The 19,598-nt window shown below is 65.0% G+C and carries 18 protein-coding genes and 1 pseudogene; 5 read left to right on the top strand and 14 right to left on the bottom strand.

The features are described 5' to 3' along the window. The 5 genes and pseudogenes from F6S12_RS23435 to F6S12_RS23415 all read right to left on the bottom strand — a co-directional run. A pseudogene (locus F6S12_RS23435) lies at positions 1-262 on the bottom strand (TolC family protein); the annotation flags it as partial. After that, positions 259-1,149, bottom strand: coding sequence for an HlyD family secretion protein (locus F6S12_RS23430; protein ID WP_011058539.1), 891 nt, complete (start codon positions 1,147-1,149; stop codon positions 259-261). The gene F6S12_RS23430 and the pseudogene F6S12_RS23435, both read right to left, overlap by 4 nt. After that, positions 1,146-1,355, bottom strand: coding sequence for a DUF1656 domain-containing protein (locus F6S12_RS23425; protein WP_011058538.1), 210 nt, complete (start codon positions 1,353-1,355; stop codon positions 1,146-1,148). Before F6S12_RS23425 ends, F6S12_RS23430 begins: the two co-directional genes overlap by 4 nt. Next, entirely contained in the window at positions 1,352-3,439 is a 2,088-nt protein-coding gene (locus tag F6S12_RS23420; RefSeq protein ID WP_041751900.1) for an FUSC family protein, read from the bottom strand. Before F6S12_RS23420 ends, F6S12_RS23425 begins: the two co-directional genes overlap by 4 nt. Beyond that, entirely contained in the window at positions 3,436-3,864 is a 429-nt protein-coding gene (locus F6S12_RS23415) for a MarR family winged helix-turn-helix transcriptional regulator (protein WP_011058536.1), read from the bottom strand. The genes F6S12_RS23420 and F6S12_RS23415 overlap by 4 nt, the downstream gene beginning before the upstream one ends. Positions 3,865-4,061: 197 nt before the next feature. On the opposite strand from F6S12_RS23415, the gene F6S12_RS23410 reads away from it, so the two are divergent. Both F6S12_RS23410 and F6S12_RS23405 read left to right on the top strand, forming a co-directional pair. After that, complete coding sequence (locus F6S12_RS23410; protein ID WP_015633690.1) at positions 4,062-4,340, top strand: hypothetical protein; 279 nt, start codon at positions 4,062-4,064, stop codon at positions 4,338-4,340. Continuing rightward, positions 4,337-4,618, top strand: coding sequence for a type II toxin-antitoxin system RelE/ParE family toxin (locus F6S12_RS23405; protein ID WP_015633689.1), 282 nt, complete (start codon positions 4,337-4,339; stop codon positions 4,616-4,618). The genes F6S12_RS23410 and F6S12_RS23405 overlap by 4 nt, the downstream gene beginning before the upstream one ends. On the opposite strand, the gene F6S12_RS23400 is transcribed toward F6S12_RS23405, so the two are convergent. The 3 genes from F6S12_RS23400 to F6S12_RS23390 all read right to left on the bottom strand — a co-directional run bounded on the left by F6S12_RS23400 (position 4,615) and on the right by F6S12_RS23390 (position 7,056). Then, entirely contained in the window at positions 4,615-4,860 is a 246-nt protein-coding gene (locus tag F6S12_RS23400; protein ID WP_011058533.1) for a DUF2789 domain-containing protein, read from the bottom strand. The genes F6S12_RS23405 and F6S12_RS23400 overlap by 4 nt on opposite strands. A 14-nt stretch (positions 4,861-4,874) precedes the next feature. Further along, positions 4,875-5,336, bottom strand: a complete 462-nt coding sequence (locus tag F6S12_RS23395) for an aminoacyl-tRNA deacylase (RefSeq protein WP_011058532.1) — start codon at positions 5,334-5,336, stop codon at positions 4,875-4,877. Between the two features lie 109 nt (positions 5,337-5,445). Further along, complete coding sequence (locus F6S12_RS23390) at positions 5,446-7,056, bottom strand: glycosyltransferase family 39 protein (RefSeq protein WP_152685861.1); 1,611 nt, start codon at positions 7,054-7,056, stop codon at positions 5,446-5,448. Between the two features lie 331 nt (positions 7,057-7,387). Between F6S12_RS23390 and F6S12_RS23385 the strand changes: the two genes are divergently transcribed. The 3 genes from F6S12_RS23385 to F6S12_RS23375 all read left to right on the top strand — a co-directional run bounded on the left by F6S12_RS23385 (position 7,388) and on the right by F6S12_RS23375 (position 11,257). Beyond that, a complete protein-coding gene (locus F6S12_RS23385) occupies positions 7,388-9,580 on the top strand; it encodes an outer membrane assembly lipoprotein YfiO (protein ID WP_161467396.1) in 2,193 nt (730 codons plus the stop codon). Beyond that, on the top strand, positions 9,550-10,305 hold the full coding sequence (locus F6S12_RS23380; RefSeq protein WP_152685860.1) for a DUF3142 domain-containing protein: 756 nt from the start codon (positions 9,550-9,552) through the stop codon (positions 10,303-10,305). Before F6S12_RS23385 ends, F6S12_RS23380 begins: the two co-directional genes overlap by 31 nt. 262 nt (positions 10,306-10,567) lie before the next feature. Then, the gene (locus F6S12_RS23375) at positions 10,568-11,257 is read left to right on the top strand and encodes an NYN domain-containing protein (RefSeq protein ID WP_152685859.1); all 690 of its coding nucleotides are present in this window, start codon (positions 10,568-10,570) and stop codon (positions 11,255-11,257) included. A 17-nt stretch (positions 11,258-11,274) separates the two neighbouring features. On the opposite strand, the gene F6S12_RS23370 is transcribed toward F6S12_RS23375, so the two are convergent. The 6 genes from F6S12_RS23370 to F6S12_RS23345 all read right to left on the bottom strand — a co-directional run bounded on the left by F6S12_RS23370 (position 11,275) and on the right by F6S12_RS23345 (position 19,476). Beyond that, a complete protein-coding gene (locus tag F6S12_RS23370) occupies positions 11,275-13,740 on the bottom strand; it encodes a TonB-dependent siderophore receptor (protein ID WP_011058528.1) in 2,466 nt (821 codons plus the stop codon). Positions 13,741-13,838: 98 nt separating this feature from the next. Further along, the gene (locus tag F6S12_RS23365) at positions 13,839-14,792 is read right to left on the bottom strand and encodes a FecR domain-containing protein (RefSeq protein ID WP_152685858.1); all 954 of its coding nucleotides are present in this window, start codon (positions 14,790-14,792) and stop codon (positions 13,839-13,841) included. Then, on the bottom strand, positions 14,789-15,298 hold the full coding sequence (locus tag F6S12_RS23360; protein ID WP_011058526.1) for a sigma-70 family RNA polymerase sigma factor: 510 nt from the start codon (positions 15,296-15,298) through the stop codon (positions 14,789-14,791). The genes F6S12_RS23365 and F6S12_RS23360 overlap by 4 nt, the downstream gene beginning before the upstream one ends. Before the next feature lie 70 nt (positions 15,299-15,368). Continuing rightward, entirely contained in the window at positions 15,369-16,850 is a 1,482-nt protein-coding gene (locus tag F6S12_RS23355) for an efflux transporter outer membrane subunit (RefSeq protein WP_015633681.1), read from the bottom strand. Further along, positions 16,847-17,917 (bottom strand): HlyD family secretion protein, encoded by a 1,071-nt coding sequence (locus F6S12_RS23350; RefSeq protein ID WP_011058524.1) that lies wholly within the window; start codon positions 17,915-17,917, stop codon positions 16,847-16,849. Before F6S12_RS23350 ends, F6S12_RS23355 begins: the two co-directional genes overlap by 4 nt. Positions 17,918-17,931: 14 nt before the next feature. Next, positions 17,932-19,476, bottom strand: coding sequence for an MFS transporter (locus F6S12_RS23345; protein WP_011058523.1), 1,545 nt, complete (start codon positions 19,474-19,476; stop codon positions 17,932-17,934). Between the last annotated feature and the right edge of the window lie 122 nt (positions 19,477-19,598).

Raw genomic sequence — 19,598 nt, 5'->3', positions numbered from 1 at the left:
TGGCCGCCGCCACCCGCAGGTCGGTGTTGGAAGCCAGGGCCTGCTGCACCAGCTGGTCCAGGCGCGGGTCCTGGTACAGCCGCCACCAGTCGGCAGGCACCGGCGCCGACACCACGTTGGCGCCCTTGGCGCTCAACTGGCCCTGCAAATCCTTGCGCTGCACCGCAGCATCCCCGGGCACCTGGTAATCCGGCCCGACCATCTGGCAGGCCGAGAGCAGCAGGCCGAGCCCGGCCAGGGCCAAACGCGCGCCGTTGTTCATTGGCCGGGCTCCTGCTTGGCCTGGTCGTCGAGGATCGACACCGTGGCGGTGCGCCCGGCGATCATGCGAAAGTCCGCCGGCACATCGTCGAAGGCGATGCGCACCGGAATCCGTTGCGCCAGGCGCACCCAGCTGAAGGCCGGGTTGACGTTGGGCAACAGGTTGGAGCCGCTGCTGCGGTCACGGTCCTCGATCCCGGCGACGATGCTTTCCACATGCCCGCGCAGCCGCGCACGGTCGCCGATCACACGGATATCCACCGCCTGGCCGACATGGATGCCATCGAGCTTGGTCTCTTCGAAATAGCCATCGATGTGGAAGGAGTTGCTGTCCACCACCGATAGCACCGGGCGCCCGGCGGTGACGAATTCCTGGGTACGCGGTGCACGGTCGTTGACGTAGCCGTCCACCGGGCTGCGTACCACCGAGCGGTCGAGGTTGAGCTGGGCGCTGTCCACCGCCACCTGGGCCTCGGCCAGGGCCGATTGGGCGCGGGCCTCGCGGGACTGGCTTTCTTCCAGTTGCTCGCGCGGCACCAGGTTGCCCAGGCCACGGTTGCGCTTGGCCTCGCGCTGGGCCTGGGCCAGGGTTTCCTGGCGGTCGGCCAGGGCCGCCTTGGCCTGGCGCAGGGCCAGCTTGAAGCGGTCCTGGTCGATGCTGAACAGCACCTGGCCGCGCTGCACCAGTTGGTTGTCACGCACCTGCACTTGCTGGATCAGCCCGGACACGTCCGGAGCGATCTGCACGATATCGGCGCGGATATGCCCGTCCCGGGTCCAGGGCGCGAACATGTAGTACATCACCATGCGCCAGACCACCACGACCGCGAAGGTCACCACCAGTAACGTCAGGACCACACGGCCAATGGTCAATAAAGGTTTTTTCATGTCATCAGGTATCGACTGAGAGAGTCCACGGCGCCCAGTAGCAGAGCGTAGAGACCCACGTTGAACAGCGCCCGGTGCCAGACCAGACGATAAAAGTGCAAGCGCGTCAGCACCCCGTGCACCAGCAGGTACAAGCCATAAGTGATGCCCATCAGCACCAGCAGCGTGGGCAGGAACACCCCGCTGATATCCAGATCACCGATCATAGGGGCGCTCCATCGATGCCATGGGGAAGGGGTTCTTCAAGCTCGCCGGTGGCGACGAATTCCACCCCCGGCAACAGCGCCAGGCGCAGGCCGCTGAGGGCGTGCAGCAGGTGCAGGCGGGTTTCGTGGTCGCCTTGCAGGCCCTGGCTGCCGAGGGCGCGGCGGGTACGGTCGAGGGTCATCAGCAGCCCGCTGGGGGCCGGCAGGCGTTCGCCGGCCTTGAGGCAGGCCTTGAAGTACTCGCCCACCTCGGCCACCACCTGGCGCAGCAGGCTCTGGGCCACGCCCTGCACCCGCGGTGCGTAGGCCAGCAGGTCCAGCATATTGAGCGCCACGCGCAACTCCCGCAGGGCTATGCCGGTGTCCTGCCCGGTCATGGCCAGGCGCGGCAGGTGCTGCATCAGGCGGTCGAGCATCTGTGCACCCATGTGCCGGTGTTCGGCCAGGGTCGCCGGTTCGCTGAGGCTGACGATGTCGCGCCAGCTGAAGCGGGTCAGGCGCTTGGCCGCCAGTTCGGAGCCGAACGGCCGGGCGATCAGGGTCCAGACAAAGGCGAACAGCAGGCCCATGGGACCGGCCAGGTTGGAGTTGGCAAAACTCAGGAAGTCCGCGTCGTAGGCGCCCTGGATGCTGATGAAGGACGAGGTGTTGACGATGGTCAGCAGCATGCCGAGGTAGAACCGCGGCTGCACCGTCAGGGTGCCGACGCAAATGAACGGCACGGCAAAGGCCAGCACCAGCATCGGGAAGTCGTGCAGGTTGGGCAGGATCAGGAACAGGTAGAGGCTGGCGAACAGCACCGACATCGCGGTCCAGAAAAAGAACCGGTAGATCTGCGGCGCCGGGTCGTCCATGGAAGCAAAGAAACTGCAGGCCACCGCCGCCAGGATCACGGCGCTGCCGCCGTCGGTCCAGCCCAGGAGAATCCACAGCACCGAGGCGACGATGATCGCCAGGACCGTCGAGCCCGCCGAGTACAGCATCAGCCCACGATCGAGAAACGGCGTCAACCGGCCCAGCCGCCAATGCCGGTAGACCGCGCGCCAGGGCGCCTGGCTTTCACTCTGGATGGCGTGCTGCAGGCTGCGGCAGTCCTGCCACAGGTCGATCCACTCGCCGAGGCGATACAGAGCGTTGGACATCAGCAGCTGGCGCCGGTCATCCAGGGCTTCGGGGCTTGGCTGCAAGGCTTCGAGTTCATCGCGCAGGGCCTGCCAGCGTTCCACCGAAGCATCCCGGGCGGTGCCTTGCAGCCATTCATCGGCCTTGGCCAGCAAGGGGGCGAACTGCGCCACCAGCTCCGGGGTACGCCGTTCCAGGGCATACAGGGCATCGTCCAGGGCATCCACCACCGGCAGCAGATTGATCATCCGCCCGCGCAGCTCCTTGGTGTTGCGCACGGTCTGCGGCCGGGCGCCCTCGTGGGGCAACTGGCCGATCATCAGTTCCAGGGTGTTGAAGGTGCCCACCATGGACGCGCGCAGGGCACTGACTTCCTCGGGCTGGACGTTGCGGGCCAGGAAGCGCTGGCTGTAGAGCGCGGCATCGGCGAACCACTTGGCGGCGGAATCGACGAACACCGGGGCCAGCCGCCGGGGCCAGAACATGCTGCCGATCACCGCGGCGCAAACGATGCCGAGGAAGATTTCCTCGGTCCGCGCCTCGGCGACGTCCCAGACCCCCAGGGGGTTGTCCACCACCGGCAGGGCGATCAGCGGCAAGGTGTAGCCGGCCAGCATCAGGGCGTAGTTGTTGGCAGTGCGCAGGTGCATGGACAGAAACAGCAGGATCCCGGTCCACAGGGCGATGATCACCACCAGCAGGTAGGGGCTCTGCACGAACATCGGCACGAACAGCACCGCGGCCGCCGCCCCGAGAAAGGTGCCGATCGCCCGGTACAGGGCCTTGGAACTGGTGGGGCCGACGTAGGGGCTGGAGACGATGTACACCGTGGCCATCGCCCAATACGGACGGGGCATCTGCATCAGCATGGCGATGTACAGGGCGATCATCGACGCGGCGAAGGTACGTACGCCATAGAACCAGTCCCGCGCGGGAGGCATGCCGGTAAAGAAGCCTTTCAAGATGGCAGCACCGGTACATGACTGGCGGACTCGAACGCGCGGATCACCCGCAACGCCGCTTCCAGGTCGGCGCTGCCAATGCCTTCCAGCACTTCATGACGCAGGCGCACCAACTCGCTTTCCACCGCCTGCACCAGCTCGCGACCGGTGTCGGTCAGGCTCAGGCATTTGGCCCGGCGGTCGTGGGGGTCTTCACTGCGGCACACGTAGCCGGCGCTGCACAGTTGATCCAGCAGGCGCACCAGGGACGGGCTTTCCATCCCCGCGGCCTGGGCCACCGTGACCTGGCGCACGCCCTCGCCCAGGCGCCCGATCATCAACAGCGGCACCGCGCAGGCTTCGGAAATGCCGAAGTTGACCAGCGTGGTCTGGCAGATCCGCCGCCAATGCCGGGACGCGACCACCATGCCACTGCTGATATTCATGTGGAGTGATTCAAGGGAGCTGGACACAAGATTGTTCGCACACTGTTAGTTTGCTAACTATCAATATGTCATTGACGGATAAATCCAGTCAAGTTTTGTAACAAATACCTCGGCCAAGCCTTGGATCCAGCGCCTGCAAAACAGAATAAGTACTGAAAAGGTATATACTTTTTCAGTACTTTTTGAGGAGAACGCTCATGCCCAAGCACGCCATCTTTACGATGAAACTGGAAACTGAACTGCGGGATCAGTTTATGGCGGAGGCACTGGCCGCACATCGCCCAGCCTCACAGATCGTGCGCGAGTTGATGCGCGAGTTCGTGCAAAAACAGCACGAATCCCGTGAGTACGAGGCCTTCCTGCAACAGAAAGTCCTGCTGGCTCGAGCCTCCGTAGACGCTCAACGCGGGCACAACCATGAAGAGGTAGAAGCAGAGTTCGCTGCCAGACGCGCTCGGGCATCGAGGCTGGAATGAAGGTTGTATGGGTTCCCGAAGCCGTACAGGACCGCATGGATATCTGGGATTACCTGCATGTGCTCAACCCGAGGGCTGCGGTCGACATGGACAGGCGCTTCAGCGAATGCGTCGACCATCTGGTCCTCAACCCGCAGATAGGCTCCACGGGACTGGTGGCAGGAACCCGCGAGCTGATTCCCCACCCGAGCTATCGCCTGGTCTATCAGATAAGCCAAGGCCACGTCTGGATCCTGGCCCTGGTCCACACCGCTCGCCAATGGCCGCCACCGACCTAGCCCCCGCGCCCCTTCCTCAACAACACATCCAACTGATCCACCACCTCGGCCCAATCCGCATCATCGAGCACTTCCGTGCGCAGAAAGTCGGCCTGGCTCTCGCTCCAGAAAAACGCGTCCGCCAGGTGCAGCTCCGGTTTGAGCGGCGAATGCGTGGCGATGAAACGCTCGATGCTCACCGGGTCGTCGGCCAGCCCCAACTGCTTGAACAACGCCGGCAGGCTGTGGGTCGGTGCTTCCATGGTCGGGCTCCTGATCAGTGCGAGACTTCGCAAACCTCGGCGTGGGGCACCAGCTTCAGGTACTGAGCCATGCTCATGTGCACCAGGTTGTGGTGGTTGCCGGCTTCCAGGTAGATGTCTTTCTGCCGGGTCAGCAGCGGGTCGATCACCACGTCCAGCCCATAGGACTCGCCCAGGGCCGGCACCGCGCCGCGCTCGCAGTCGTTGAACAGGTGGGCCAGGGTGCTTTCCCGGGTGACCTGCCATTCGCCGCTGCCGCGCACCTTGCCGAGGTCCAGGTGCCGACTGGCCGGCAACACCGCCATCAGGTAATGGCCGTGGTGATCGTCGAGGATCACCGACTTGGCCACTCGCTCCGCCGGTACCCCCGCCACCCGCGCCGTTTCCAGGCTGCTGGCGGAATGGGGATGGCTCACCAGATCAAACTCGCAAGCGGCTTGTTCCAGGCTGCGCTGCACGGTTCTTGCCATACGCATGATGCACCTCGGTGCCCCGCAAGCGGGGACAGGACTGTGACTCCTGATGCAAGTCTAGGTCGCGCTGCAAGACACAAGGCCTCGAACTTCCGAACGGCACCCTGCGCGTTCATTGCCCGGCACAGGAAGCGCCGGCTGCCGAGCCACAGAGGACAAACAAGCGGGCCCGAGTACCACCCGCGGCGAACTGACCGACTTTGTGCCACCCCTGGGGCAATGGCGCGAATTCCTCGGACTGATCGTCCGACCCCACCAGCCAATAGCGCCCGCTGCCCACTGACAAGGCGCTCAACTGATCCAGGTAGACCTGATCCGGGTGGTCGATCAGGGTGCCGAAGCCGTAGGCGTTCGGCCTGCTGGAGGTGCCTCCCGGCAGCGGCGGCGTATAGAGCATCGGCTGGGCGTCGGTGCGGTTGTAGTAGACGTAGCTCAAGTACCAGAGCATGTCGCTGATAACGATGCGGTCGCCCGCGACGTAGTGCCGGTTGACGTAGTCGACCATCACGCTGATCTGGTCGTTGGCGTCGACATCGATGTTGTTTTTCAGCCCCACCGCTTCCAGCCCCACGAACCCCAGTAGCAACGCCAGCGCCACCAGCCGGGCAGTCTTAAGCCAGCGATCGATGAGCACCGCCATGATCATCGGCAAGCCCAAGGCATAAGCGGTCAGGTAGCGCTCGATAAACACTGGCGAAGCGAACGACACCGCAAACACCAACAACAACGGCAGCAGGGTGAAACTCGCCAGCAGCCCGCCGAACCTGGCAGGTGCACCATCACGCCAGGCCAGGACGCTACAGACCGCCAGCAACAGCAGCGGCATGCCCACGAACAGCGCACCTGGCAGGTTGTCGCCTTCGTCCTGGATCAGCAATTGCCAGACCATCGCCGGCAGCGAAGACCAGGTGACCACCGGCTCCCAGCCGACATCGCCGTTAGCCTTCAGCTCGTCCATGTGCCGCAGCAGGTCCAGCAACTCCGGAACCCAGGGCAGGAACAGCAGCACGATCGCCGCATTCGCCAGCCACCAGGTCGGGCGGGTGACCAGGCGCCCGCCACCCTCGGCGCGCACGCCCGAAACGACCAGGTACAGCCAGTGCGCCAGCACGCAGAACACCGTGAAGTAATGGGTGTAGAAAGCCAGGGTCATCAGCAGCGCGTAGCTCACCAGATGGCCCCGACGCGAGGGCTGGCGCAGCCAGTACACCAGGGCCAGGGTCGCTCCCAACAGCAACAGGCCCAGCAGCGCATACATGCGCACTTCCTGGCTGTAGCGCACGGCCGTGGGCAGCAGGGCCAGCAGCACACCGGCGAGAATCGCCGCGCGACGGGTCGCCAGCAGCGCCACCAGCCACATGCCGAGCCCTACGGTGACTATCCCTGGCAGCGCGCTGAAGGTGCGAATGGAAAAAATCCCGTCGCCGAACAGTTCAATCCAACCACGCAACAGCATGAAATACAGCGGCGGATGGACGTCGCGGGCCGCATGAAACCAGATTTCGCTCAGCGAATACTGGCTGAGCACCAGGCTGGAACCTTCGTCGCCCCAGATGGCCGCGGCGGTCAGGTCATAAAAGCGAACGGCCGCAGCCAACAGCAACACCGGCAGCAACCAATACTCCAGCGCCAAGCGCATCAGCCGCTGCACACCTTGCTCCTGAGGCACGACGGCCTGCTCTTGCAAACGCCCGATCAACTCCGGCGCTCTGCGAAAATCCATTCCTTGCTCCCCATAAACTCGCCTGATCTGGTCGCTCAAACCCCGATAGCATCGTCCTTTGCCTGGAAAACCGCAAAGCACAGACGCAAGGGTAAAAAGCCGCTCCTCGAATGCCATGTGCGACGCCTGCCGATTGCCCTCGGGTACCGCGGTACGGGGTCAGGCCCAGCCATCACCGGCAATGGATGAACATAGACCGGAGGACAGCAAAGCCGCGTCACAGAACGGCGGATTTTCTAACCAGCGACGTAGGTGCCAGCCGGCGCCTTCTGTATGATTTTCGCCACACTCGGAACCTGCCCTCATGGCTTTTCTGAATTAAGGACAATTCATGCGCAAGCTTCTGCTCTCGGCATTGACCCTCACCGCCCTGTGCGCCGGCCAGGCGCAGGCCAGCTCGGATGACATCTGCTCGCCGACCTGGTCGCTCTACTCAAATCGCCTGGACGGTTGCAGCAACCTGCCCTTTCTCAGCCCGGGCAACGACAGCCGGGTCAACTTGCGGCTGCTGCTGGCCGACCAGGGCAGCCTGCCCCTGGCACCCCGGGCCCTGACCCAGGATGAGCTGGGCATGGGCTACGGCCCTGTGCCCTTCATGCACTATCGCCTGCACCCGGCGCAGCCCGAACTCGATCCCGACACTGGCAACCCACCCAAGCCAGGCCCCTCGCCCGCCACCGAGCAGCTCGACAGCCTGCTGCAGGCCGTAGGCCTGCGTCGCGATAGCAAGGAAGCCGCCGGGAACGGCTTTCTCTCCGGAGAAGGCAGCCGCTGCCGCAGCAACTCGGACGCCAGTGCCCTGGCTTTTGTGGAGCAGCTCGACCAGGCGCCACTGAGCCCCGAAGAACGCCAGGCCCTGGCCGAGGCCCGGGTGCAACTGCTGGCCAGCTGCGACTGGAACGCCAGCGAAATGAGCAAGCTGCTGCCGGCCAACCTGAACTCGGCAGCGGCCAAGGCGTTCGCCGGCTACCTGCAGGCCGCCGCCGACTTCTACAGCGGCCGCTTCAACGAAGCCGGCAACGGTTTTGCCGCGCTCAAGGACAGTCCCCAGCCCTGGCTGGCCGAAACCGCGGCCTACATGAGCCCGCGCACCCTGCTCAACCTGGCCCAGCAGAACGCCTTCGATGAATGGAGCATGGTCAATCTGGAGCATGTGGACAAAGCCGTCCTGCAACAGGCCGGCGCCGGTTTCGAGGCCTACCTGAAGACTTATCCACAGGGCCGCTACGCCGTTTCCGCCAAGGGTCTGATCCGCCGTGTGCACTGGCTGACGGGCGACACCCAGGCCCTGGCCGAGGACTACGCCTGGCAACTGACCCAGGCTCCCGGCACCCCGCGCAACATGCCTCTGGACGACCTGGTGGAAGAAGTCGACTACAAACTGCTGAGCCTGCCCGAAGACCACTTCAAGGCTCCGCTGCTGCTGGCGGTCAAGGACCTGATGCGCATGCGCGACGCCCCATCGGCGCCCCTGACCCGGGACGCCCTGCAACAGCAGAAGGCCCTGTTCGCCAGCCAGCCGGCGCTGTTCGACTACCTCCAGGCCGCTTTCAGCCTGTATGTCGAAAAACAACCGGCGGCGGCGCTCAAACAATTGCCCAGCCAAGTGCCGGCGCAACTGGACTACCTGAGCTTCAGCCAGCAGATCCTGCGTGGCCTGGCCCTGCAGGCTCAGCAGGACTGGAAAGGCGCCGAGGCGCTGTGGCTGCAATTGCTGCCCCTGGCCCAGCAACCGCTGCAACGCGAACAGCTGGAACTGGCCCTGGCCTACAGCTACGAGCGCAGCGGGCAACTGGCCAAGGTGTTCGCCGACGGCTCGCCGATCAAGACTGCCCAGGTGCGCGCCATTCTCCTGCGCCAGGTGGCCTCTCCCCAACTGCTGCGCCAGCAAGCGCAGAAGGCCGAGTCGCCAGCGGAACGCAACGCCGCGCGTTTTATCCTGCTGTACAAGGACCTGACCCGCGGCCAGTACGCGGCCTTCGGCAAAGACTTCGAGCAACTGCCGCCCACCCTGCCCGACGCTAGCCTTGCCGCCAGCCTGGGCTACATCTACCTCGTTACCCCGCCGTTGCAGGACTTCCACTGGAATGGCCCACAGCCCGAAGAAGAAAAACCCGACTACCGCTGCCCAAGCCTGTTGGAGACGGCCGCCCTCCTGCAGCGTGACCCGAAAGCCCCGGCCGGGCTGCTCTGCCTCGGCGAGTTCATGCGTTTCAGCGGCTTCGACCGCATGCCCCTGGACACCCCGCCACCGGCCGAGAACCTGGGCGGCACCCAGGACACGTTCCCGGGCAAGCCGTTCTCGCGGCTCGACGGCTATCAGGTGGTAATCAACAACCCCAAGGCCAGCCGTGACGATCGCGCCTACGCGCTGTACCGAGCCATCAACTGCTACGCCTCCTCGGGCCATAACAACTGTGGCGGTGCCGGTGTCGAGCCCGCCGTGCGCAAGGCCTGGTTCCGCCAGTTGAAGACCAAGTTGGGGGATACCCAGTGGGCTCAGTCGCTGCGTTACTACTGGTAGGCAAGCGCCTGGGCTATGGCCTGCTGCTGTGGCTGTGCTGGGCAACGCCGGCCAGCGCGGCAGTGGACGCCGCCGACTACGACGCCTTCTGGCTGTGGAGCGGGGTCAAGACCCAGCCGGTGCTGGGCCAGGCCAGGACCCTGTACCTCCTCCAGGGCCAGATCAGCCGTTCGCGACGCCATCCGGCCAGCGGCGTCCAGCTCATCGCCCAGGGCCTGCCGGTGTCGCGTCTGCGCCAGGAGCAGGTGTGGGTGGTCTACCGCGCCCACACCCTGGCCTGGCCCGAACCGCTGTATGACCAGTTGCTGGGCCAGGTCCGGCGTTGGCAGGCCACGGGCACCCAGGTGGTGGGCATCCAGATCGATTTCGACAGCAGCACCCACGACCTGGAACGCTATGGCCACTTCCTGCGCGACCTGCGCCAGCGCCTGCCGGCGCACTACCGCCTGAGCATCACCGGGTTGATGGACTGGGGCAGCAACGCCGACCCGCAAGCCATCGCCCAGTTCAAGGGCGTGGTGGACGAAGTGGTGGTGCAGACCTACCAGGGCCGCCGCAGCATCCCCAACTACGCCAGCTACCTGCCGCGCCTGGACCGCATGGGCCTGCCCTACAAGGTCGGCCTGATCCAGGGCGGTGAATGGCAGGAACCCCAGGCCCTGCGCGACAGCCCCTGGTTCAAGGGCTACGTGGTGTTCTTGCAGAATCCTCAGTCCGGGCCCTGAGAGCGGTGCAATAAGTGCTCACAGTAATGCCCATCAGTGCCCTTGATCCTCGAGGCCTGCTGAGGCAAAACGGTTCCCGCGGAGTTGATATGCCAAGCAGCCATTGGTGATACCTCTCTCGTCGGACAAGGATTGACCTCGACGAATACAGGCACTAGGCTCGACCTCACAACTCAACCCCGTACGCAGAGATTAAGTTCGCTGGCCGTTGGGGTGAAAAAACCGGCCCAGGCCGGTTTTTTCGTTTCCAGGGAATGGAATAGTGCGCACGGCCTTCTTTGTCGATGGCTACAACCTGTTCTACGGGTTGCTGGCCGACACCCCATTCAAGTGGCTCGACCTGCCCGGGTTGCTGACCCATATCGTGCAGATCGAAAACCCCGCCAGCCGACTGGCCTCGGTGGACTACTTCACTTCTTCAGTCAAACCCCGGCTGGCCACCCGCGGCCGGGCCTCCAAGGAAGCGCAAGACACCTACCTGCGCGCCTTGAAGGCGTCCCAGGTCAATGTGCACCTGGGGCGCCATCAGCTTGAACCGGCCAAAGCCCCACGCTTCATCAATAAAGCCGTAGGGGCTTCACGCCAGGACACGGTGGACATCTGGAAACTTGAGGAAAAGGAAACCGACGTCCATCTGGCGATCAGCATGTACCGCCTCACAGCCAGGCAAGCCCTGCATCCTCCAGATGAACGCATCGAGCAACTGGTGCTGGTCTCGGGAGACACCGATATGGCACCAGCGCTGCGGGCCATTCGCGAAGACTTCCCGGACTTGACCCTTGGCGTGATCCTGCCTCACCGCCCGCAGTATCAGCGCCCGCAACCCGGCTCACTGAAAGCCCAGGCCCACTGGATGCGCCGGGTCGTCAGCGCAGAGGAACTGTGCAAGCACCAGTTCCCCGAACGAGTGGCGACCCGCAAGGCGCCCGCGATCAAGCCGGACTACTGGTGAGCCCAGCTGCTGCGGCCTTACCAGTCATAAGTCAGGCTCGAGACCATGGTCCGGCCTTCGCCGTAGTAGCAGTCCCAGATGCTGGTGCAGTTGGCGACGTAGGTCTTGTCGGTGAGGTTCTTCACGTTCAGCGCCAGCTTCACGCCCTTGAGCTGCAACGGCGACTTTTCAAGGTCGTAGGTCAGGCCGGCGTCGTACACGGTGTAGGAAGGGATCTGGAAGGCGCCGTCGTAGTCGGTGCCGTAGCTGCCCTTGACGTAGCGGGCGCCGACGCCCGCTCCCAGGCCTGCCAGGGGGGTGTCGCCCAGGATGGTGTAGTTGAGCCACAACGCAGCAGTCAGGGGTGGCATGCCCGCCGGGTGGCGACCCTCGCGGCCATCGTTGTCCTTGGTGTACTTGATGTCGTTGCGCGATGCCGAGGCAATCACGTCCAGCGATTCGCTGAGGCTGGCCTTGGCTTCAAGCTCGATACCCCGGGAGCGCACCGCGCCGCTCTGGATACTGAACCCGGGGTTGGCCAGGTCGGTGGTCAGAATGTTCTCCTGGTCCAGCTGATAGGCCGATACCTGGACGAAGCTCTCCTGGCCCGGAGGCTGGAATTTCACCCCCACTTCGTACTGCTTGCCGGTGGAAGGCTCGAACGCGCTGCGCTGGAAGCTGGTGCCGCTCAACGGCAGGAAGGATTCCGAGTAGCTGACAAAGGGCGCCAGCCCGTTGTCGAACAGGTACACCAGCCCCCCGCGCCCGGTGAAGGACTGGTTCTTGACGTTGGTATGGGCCCCACCCAGCGGCGCCTTGTTGTCGGTTTCCGCCCAATCGTTGCGACCGCCCAGCACCAGCACCCACTTCTCGTACTTGATCTGGTCCTGCACGTAGAGGCCGGTCTGGATGATGGTGTTGTCCCACTGGTAAGCGTTGCCGAAATTCAGCGACTGGCCGTAGGTGGGGGTGAACATGTCGAGAATCGGCGGGTTGTAGTCGTACTTGCCGTGGTATTTCGAATTGAAGTGGTAGTAATCCAGTCCCACCAGCACCGTGTGGTTGAACGGCCCGGTGTCGAATTCGGCCTGGGCGATGTTATCCACGCCGAAGACCTTGTTGTGCTGCTTCCAGTCGACCCCGTAGCGGGTCATGTAGCGCTGGTCGTCGAGCCCGGTCTTGGGGTTGGTGACGAACTTGTAGCCGTGCAGCGGCGCACGGTAACGGTCGTCGACGTCGGCATAGCGGGCATTCTGCTTCAGGGTCCAGACATCGTTCAGGCGATGGGAGAACTCGTAGCCCACGACGAACTGGTCACGGTCGTAGGCATTGACCCCGGGCTCGCCGAGAAACAGGTCGCGGTCGATCTTGCCGTTGGGGTTGGCGAACACCGTGCCCACGCTGGGCAGGCCCTGGGCCTCGGGCACGTCGTTGTCCTTCTGGAACTGGGCAAACACCGTCAGTTGGGTGTCGTCATCCGGCCGCCAGGTCAGGCTCGGGGCAATGAACTGACGCTGGCGCTGCACGTAATCGATGGCGTCCTGGCTGTCGCTGGCCAGGCCGGTCAGGCGATAGAGGAACTGCCCCTGCTCATCCAGCGGGCCGCCCAGGTCCAGGGCGATGCTCTTGTGGTCGTAGCTGCCGGCTTCCACTTTCAGCTGATGCACGGGGGTCTCGGTGGGCCGCTTGCTGACCATGTTGACGATCCCGCCCGGCTGGTTCTGCCCGTAGAGCACCGAGGCCGGGCCCTTGAGCACTTCGATGCGCTCCAGGGAATAGGGCTCGATCTGCAGGGCACCACCGGTACTGCCACCGCCATAGGGCAAGTGCAGGCCGTCGAGGTACAGCGGAGTCGGTGAAAAACCACGGGAGGTGGGTTCGTCGAAAATCTTCACCCGGTCGGAAAAGCCGCCGCCGGTCATGCCCGGGGTATAGAGCAGCGCCTCGGTCACGCTCTGGGCACCACGGGCGCTGATTTCCTTGGCGCCGATCACGTTGATGGTCTGCGGAATCTCCACCAGCGCCGAATCGGTCTTGCTGCCGGTGGCGCTGCGCTTGGCCACGATCCCCGGCACTGCGCCCCAGGCATTTTCATCCACTTGGGTGGCGCCGATGCGGGTTGGCCCCAGCTCCAGGGCAGCGCCCTGGGCCACTGGCTGCAGCCCCCAGCTGGCGCCACTCTGGGTGGCCTGCAGGCCGGTCCCCGCGAGGAGCTGGTGCAGCCCTTGCGCCACTTCGTAGCGGCCTTGCAGGCCCTGGCTGTGCTTGCCGGCCGTCATGCTTGCATCCACCGACAGGAGAATCCCCGCCGCACTGGCAAAGCGGTTCAGCACCTGGTCGAGGTTGCCGGGGGCGATCTGGTAGTCGCGGGCCTGGCTCTGGCTGCCCGGCTCGGCCTGGACAATGCCTGGCAGCACGGGTGCCACCGCCAGCAGCGCAACAAAGGCTCGGCGGCGCGCGGTAGCGCCCAGGGTCAAAATGGATGCAGCGGTCTGGTAAGGCATTCCTGAACTCCCCATGAGAATGCGTCTTGATCGGCTTTCATGGGGTATCCCGAACGGCGCGCCGGAATCGACAACCGCCTGACAAAATATTTTTGCATTCAGCCTCGCGGCTTGAGGGTTACCCAGTAGCGGGTCACCGCATGGGCCCGTACCGGTAGCGAGCGCTCCAGGGCGGCGAGCACCGCATCGCTGTCGGCCAGGGGAAAGACCCCGGTCAGCAGCAAGCCCGCCACCTGCTCATCGCAGCGCAGCACCCCTGGCCGATACCGTGACAGCTCAGCGACGAACTGCCCCAGGGGCTGGCGTTCGGCAATCAACCGGCCCTCGCTCCAACTGCTGGCATTGACCTGGGCCACTTGCCGGGCCGACACCCGGCCGGCGTCGAACCACAGGCGTTCGCCGGCATTCAGTTGCAGGGCCTGGGTGTGACGGGGGCTGATCCGCAGGGCCCCTTCGTAAAGATCGACCCGGGTGCCGCCGTCCAACTCGCGCACGGCGAAACGTGTGCCCAGGGCCTGGATATCGCCGGCGGGGGTTTCCACGATCAGCGGCCGCGACGGGTCATGCCCGCTGGTCAGCAGGATCTCGCCCTGGATCAGGCGGATGCGCCGTTCGCTGGCGCTGAACAGCAGGTCGACGGCGCTGGCGCTGTTGAGGTCCAGGCGGCTGCCGTCGCTCAGGGTCAGGTGGCGTATTTCCCCGGTGGCGCTGCGCTGCCCGGCGAAGGCCGCTCGCCAGGGCTGGCTGTCCTGCACCAGGTAGCCGCTGCCACCGGCCACCAGCAGCAAGCCGAGCAGCTTCAGTGCGGCGCGGCGCTGCTGGTCCGGCGCCTTGGCCAACAGCACATGAGTGCTGTGTTCCGGCACGCCTTGCAGGGTCTGTTGCAGTTGCTGCAGGCGTTGCCAGGCTCGCTGGTGCTCGGGATCGGCCTGCTGCCAGGCGTCGAAGGCGCTGCGCTGCTGCGCGCTCAATTCGCCGCCCCAATGCAGCATCAGCCACTCGCTGGCCTGCTCGACAACGCTGGGGGCAATGGGTGCTTGATGAGGTTTCATTCTGCGTAGAGCACCTGGTAACAGGCCTGGATCGCACGGGTCATGTACTTCTGCACCGAGCTGACGGAAACCTCCAGGCGCTCGGCAATCTGCGCATAGCCCAGCCCCTCGAACTGCGACATGACAAAGGCCTGGCGCACTTTGTCCGGCATGCGGTCGAGCATGGCGTCGATCTGCATCAGGGTTTCGAGAATCAGCGCGCGGCTTTCCAGGGAGGGGGTCTGCGGCTCCGGCAAGTGGGCGATGCTTTCCAGGTAGGCGCGCTCGATGCGCGCGCGCCGCCATTGGTCGACCACCAGGTTGCGGGCGATCTGCGCCAGGTAGCTGCGGCTTTCCTGCTGCCCGGGAAAACGCCCCGAGAGCAAGAGGCGCAGGAAGGTGTCCTGCGCCACGTCCGCGGCATGCTCGCGATCGCCCAGGCGCTTGCGCAACCAGCCCTGCAACCAGCCGTGATGATCCTGATACAGACGATGGAGTTGAGCGTTGCCGTCAGTGGTGGCTTGCATGAATGAAACTGCGCACATGATTGAGAGCAATTATCATTACACTTTTTTCTCAATCCAGGCAAAACGCTTTTCAACCTGGCTGGCTGGCAGCCTGCAATGGGTAGACCGACTGCCAACCACCCCCCAGCGCCTTGTACAGGCCAACCATGGCCAGGGACACTCCGGCCGAGCTTTCCACCAACTGCTCCTGGGTTGCCAGCAAGGCCCCCTGCACCGTCAGCACGTTGACAAAATCCACCACCCCTTCGATGTACTGCTGCTGTGCCGTGCGCAGGGCGATCTGGTTCTGCCGCACCGCTTCGGCCAGGCTGTCGCGGCGCAACTGGCTGGCGTTGTAGCGGGTCAGTTGGTCGTCGATTTCGTGCCAGGCCCGCAGCACCGTCTGCTGGTAGGCCAGGGCTGCTTCCTGCTGCTGGGCCTCGCGCAACTGGAGCATGCCCCGCAGGCGGCCGCCATCGAACAGCGGCAGGCTGAACTGCGGGCCGATGCCGAACTGCCGCGAACTCCAGGAACCGAAGTCCGCCAGTTGCAGGGCCTGGGAGCCGAAGTTGCCGGACAGGGTAATGCGCGGATAGAAATCGCCCTTGGCCACACCGATGCTGGCCGTGGCTGCATGCAGGCGCGCCTCGGCCTGGCGGATATCCGGACGCCGCTCGGCCAGTTGCGAAGGCAGGCCGATAGCCACCTGGGATGGCGGTTGCGGCACTGGCGCATCGCTGGCCAGTTCCTGGTGCAAGGCCTGGGGTGGCTCCCCCAGCAGCAGGCTCAGGGCATTGATCAGCTGCGCCTGGCGCTGTTGCAGCTCCGGCAGTTGCGCCTCGATGGTGGCAACCTGGGCGGCGGCTTCGGCCACGTCCAGGTCGGTGGCCACGCCGTCGGCCAGGCGCAGTTGCGAGAGTTTCAGGCTGTGCCGGGCGACCTCGAGGTTCTGCTCGGTGACCGCCCGGGTGCTCTGCACGCCGCGCAGTTGGATGTAGTCCTGGGCGGTTTCCGCCAGCACCGACAGCAGCACCCCGCGCCGGTCGTTCTCCGCCACTTCCAGGGTCGCATCGGCGGCCTCGGTTTCGCGCCGCACCCGGCCCCAGAAATCCAGCTCCCAGGAGGCGGAGAAGCCCGCTTCCCAGAGATTGAAGGCCGATTTTCCGTTGTTCCCCGAAGGGTCGTTCAGGCCCTCGGCACTGTTGCGCTTGCGCCCGTAGCCGCCATTGGCCGAGGTGCTCGGATAGCGTTCGGCAGTAATGACCTGGCGCGCCGCCCGGCTCTGCTGCAAACGGCTGGTGGCCAGTTGCAGGTCGAGGTTATCGCTCAGGACGCGACGGCTCAGGGCCGACAGTTGCGGGTCGTTGAACACCTCCCACCAGCGCTCCTGCATGGCACTGTCCACCGCCTGGCTGGCAGCGGCCTGGGCCGGGGCGGACCAGGCCTGGACCTGGGTCGCCTGGGGCCTCTGGAAATCCGGGCCGACATTGCACGCGGCCAGGGACAGCAGGCTCAGCGCCAGCAGAGTGCGGAGCCCGTGGGAGCGTCTGTGACGGCTGCGTTCGCGGCTCATCGCTGGGTCACCTCGCGGGCGCTGGTGGCAGAGCTGTGGGTGTCCACGCTGGCTTCCACCGACATGCCCACCCGCAACCGCTCGGCCAACGGCTGGTTGGGTTCCAGAAGGATCTTCACCGGAATGCGCTGCACCACCTTGGTGAAGTTGCCGGTGGCGTTATCCGGCTTCACCGCGGCGAAGGTCACACCGGTGGCCGGGGCCAGGCTTTCCACCCGACCATGCAGGGTCTCGCCGCCCAGGCTGTCGACCCGCACCTCCACCACCTGCCCGGCATGCATGGCCGTCAGCTGGGTTTCCTGGAAGTTGGCCAGTACATAGGCCTGCTGCAGCGGCACCACGGCAAGGATCTTGCTGCCCGGGGTGACATAGGCACCGACCCGCACCGCGCGCTCGCCGACCATGCCGTCCACCGGCGCCACGATGCGCGTGTAGGACAACTCGTAGCTGGCCATTTCCAGGGCCGCCTGGGCACGTTTCAAGCCGCCTTCGGCGGCGTCGCGCTGAGCGGTGAGGATCTCCACCTGTTTGCGCTCTGCCGCCAGGGCTGCGGTGGCGGTGGCCAGCCGGGCGCTGGCCTGGTCGATGCGGGTCCGGGCCTGCTGGGCGTTCTGCACCGTGCCGGCGCCGACCCCGGCCAGGTGGTTGTAACGGTTCAGTTCATGCTCGGCAAAGGCTCGCTCGGCCTGGGCCGCGCTCAAGGCAGCCTGGGCCTGGGCGATCACCGAACTCTGCCGGTCCAGGGTCGCCCGGGCGTTCTGCAACTGCGCCTTGGCCACCAGGGTCTCGGCATCCGCCGCCTGGGCCGCGGCGCGCAGGTCACGGTCGTCGATCAGCGCCAGCAGTTGCCCGGCCTTGACCTGCTGGTTGTCCTCCACCAGCACTTCCTTGATGAACCCCGCCACGCGCGGGGCCACCAGGGTGTAGTCGGCGGCGATGAAGGCGTCGTTGGTGGTCTGCTCGCCGGCGCGGCCGAACAGCCCCGGCAGCGCCAGGTAGGCCAGCACGCCAAGGGCCGCCACTGCCGCTACCGCAATGGCGATTTTGTGTTTGTTCTGGGTCGTCATGACAAAGGTCTCGTTCAAGTCGGTGCCCGCGGTGGGTAGATCCGCGTCGGCAGCCAGAAAATCAGCAGGATCAGCACAGCGGCCAGCCCTGCCATGCAGTAGTAGAGGTCGGCGGAGGTCAGCACCACGGCCTGCTGGTGCAGGCGCCGGGCCAGGCCGGCGACGCCGTCGTCCACCAGAGGCGAGTTGCCCAGGCTGTCCACCAGCATGGTCGAATGAAAATGCAGGCGGCGGGTGGTCAGCACATCCAGCACACCGGTGGCGATCACCGCCGCCAGGCCTTTCACGGTGTTGAACCACGCCGAGGCAAAAGGCCCTTCCATCGGGGTGATACTGCCGGTGGAAAGCATTAGCAATGGCAGCACTGCCATGGGCTGGCCGAATATCTGCAGCAGTTGCAGCACATAGAAGTCGTCACGGATCCAGGCCGAGGTCAGGTGCGTACCGCCCAGACAGGACAGCACCAGCATGCCCAGGCCGATCCCCAGCACCCAGCGGCAATCGACCCAGCGCAGGTTGCACAGTGCTGCCACCAGGGGCAGCGCAAGCAGTTGCGGCAGGGCCATCACCAGCATCACCGGCGCGGTCTGCAACGGCCGGTAGCCCTGGACCTGAGCCAGATAGGCGGACGGGATGATGATCACCGCCGTCAGTACCACCAGCACCCCGGCCAGGGTCAGCAGGGCGAAGGACAGGTTGCGGATGCCGAGCATCTGCAGCTTGAAGAAGGGAATCGGCTGCGACCACTCGTTGATCATGAACAGCACCAGCAGCACCAGGCCGCCGGCCAGCAGCACACAGATCAGCGGCGACTCGAACCAGTCCAGGCGGTTGCCCTGCAGGATACCGATCACCAGCATGCAGATCGCCGGAAAGCCCAGCAGCAGGCCGCGCCAGTTGAACTGCTTGAAACGCTCCAGGCGCAGCGGGTCCTGGGGCAGGCCGTAGGCCACCGCCGCCATCGCCAGCAGGCAAGGCAGCACCACCTGCCAGAACGCCCATTGCCAGCCCACGTACTCGGTCCAGAGTGCCGCCAGGGGCGTGCCCAGGCTGGGGCCGAAGGTGGCGGTCAGGGCATAGCCGGCCAGGCCGTAGAGCTTGACGTTGGCCGGCAGGAAACGCAGGGCCACGGTCATCAGCATCGGCGGCAGCGCGCCGCCGGCCAGGCCTTGCAGGGTGCGCAACAGCAACAGGCTTTCGTAGTTCGGGGCGAAGGGGCACAGCACCCCCAGCAGGGTGAACAGGCCAATGGCACACAGGGTGAAGCGCCGCAGGGAAAAGGTCACCGAACACCAGGGCGCGAAGGCCATGGCCGCCACCGAGGTGGCGGTGTAGCAGGCCACCAGCCAGGTGCCTTCGTCGTAGCCGATGAACAGCGCACCACGAATGTCCGCCAGGGCGATCTTGGTCACCATCTCGTTGAGGCCCGAGACCAGCACCGCCAGCAGCACGCCCACCAGGCCGATGATGATCCGCGGCCCGAACACCGGCGGTGCAATGGCTGCCGGCTTGCTGGCGGCTTCAACCGAAGCAGGCGCAGCGACAGCGAGGGAACTCATGGAAATACTGCTCCAGACAAGAAAACCAGAGCAGTTTATGAACAGCCGATGCTGACGAAAACTGACTTATCGACAGTTTATAAGTGCGCCAGACGCAATGATTCACCCTGTTGACCGTAGGA

The sequence above is a fragment of the Pseudomonas sp. JV245A genome (assembly GCF_032424515.1).
In the GTDB taxonomy this organism is placed as follows: domain Bacteria; phylum Pseudomonadota; class Gammaproteobacteria; order Pseudomonadales; family Pseudomonadaceae; genus Aquipseudomonas; species Aquipseudomonas protegens.
This window is presented reverse-complemented; position numbering and strand designations above follow the sequence as displayed.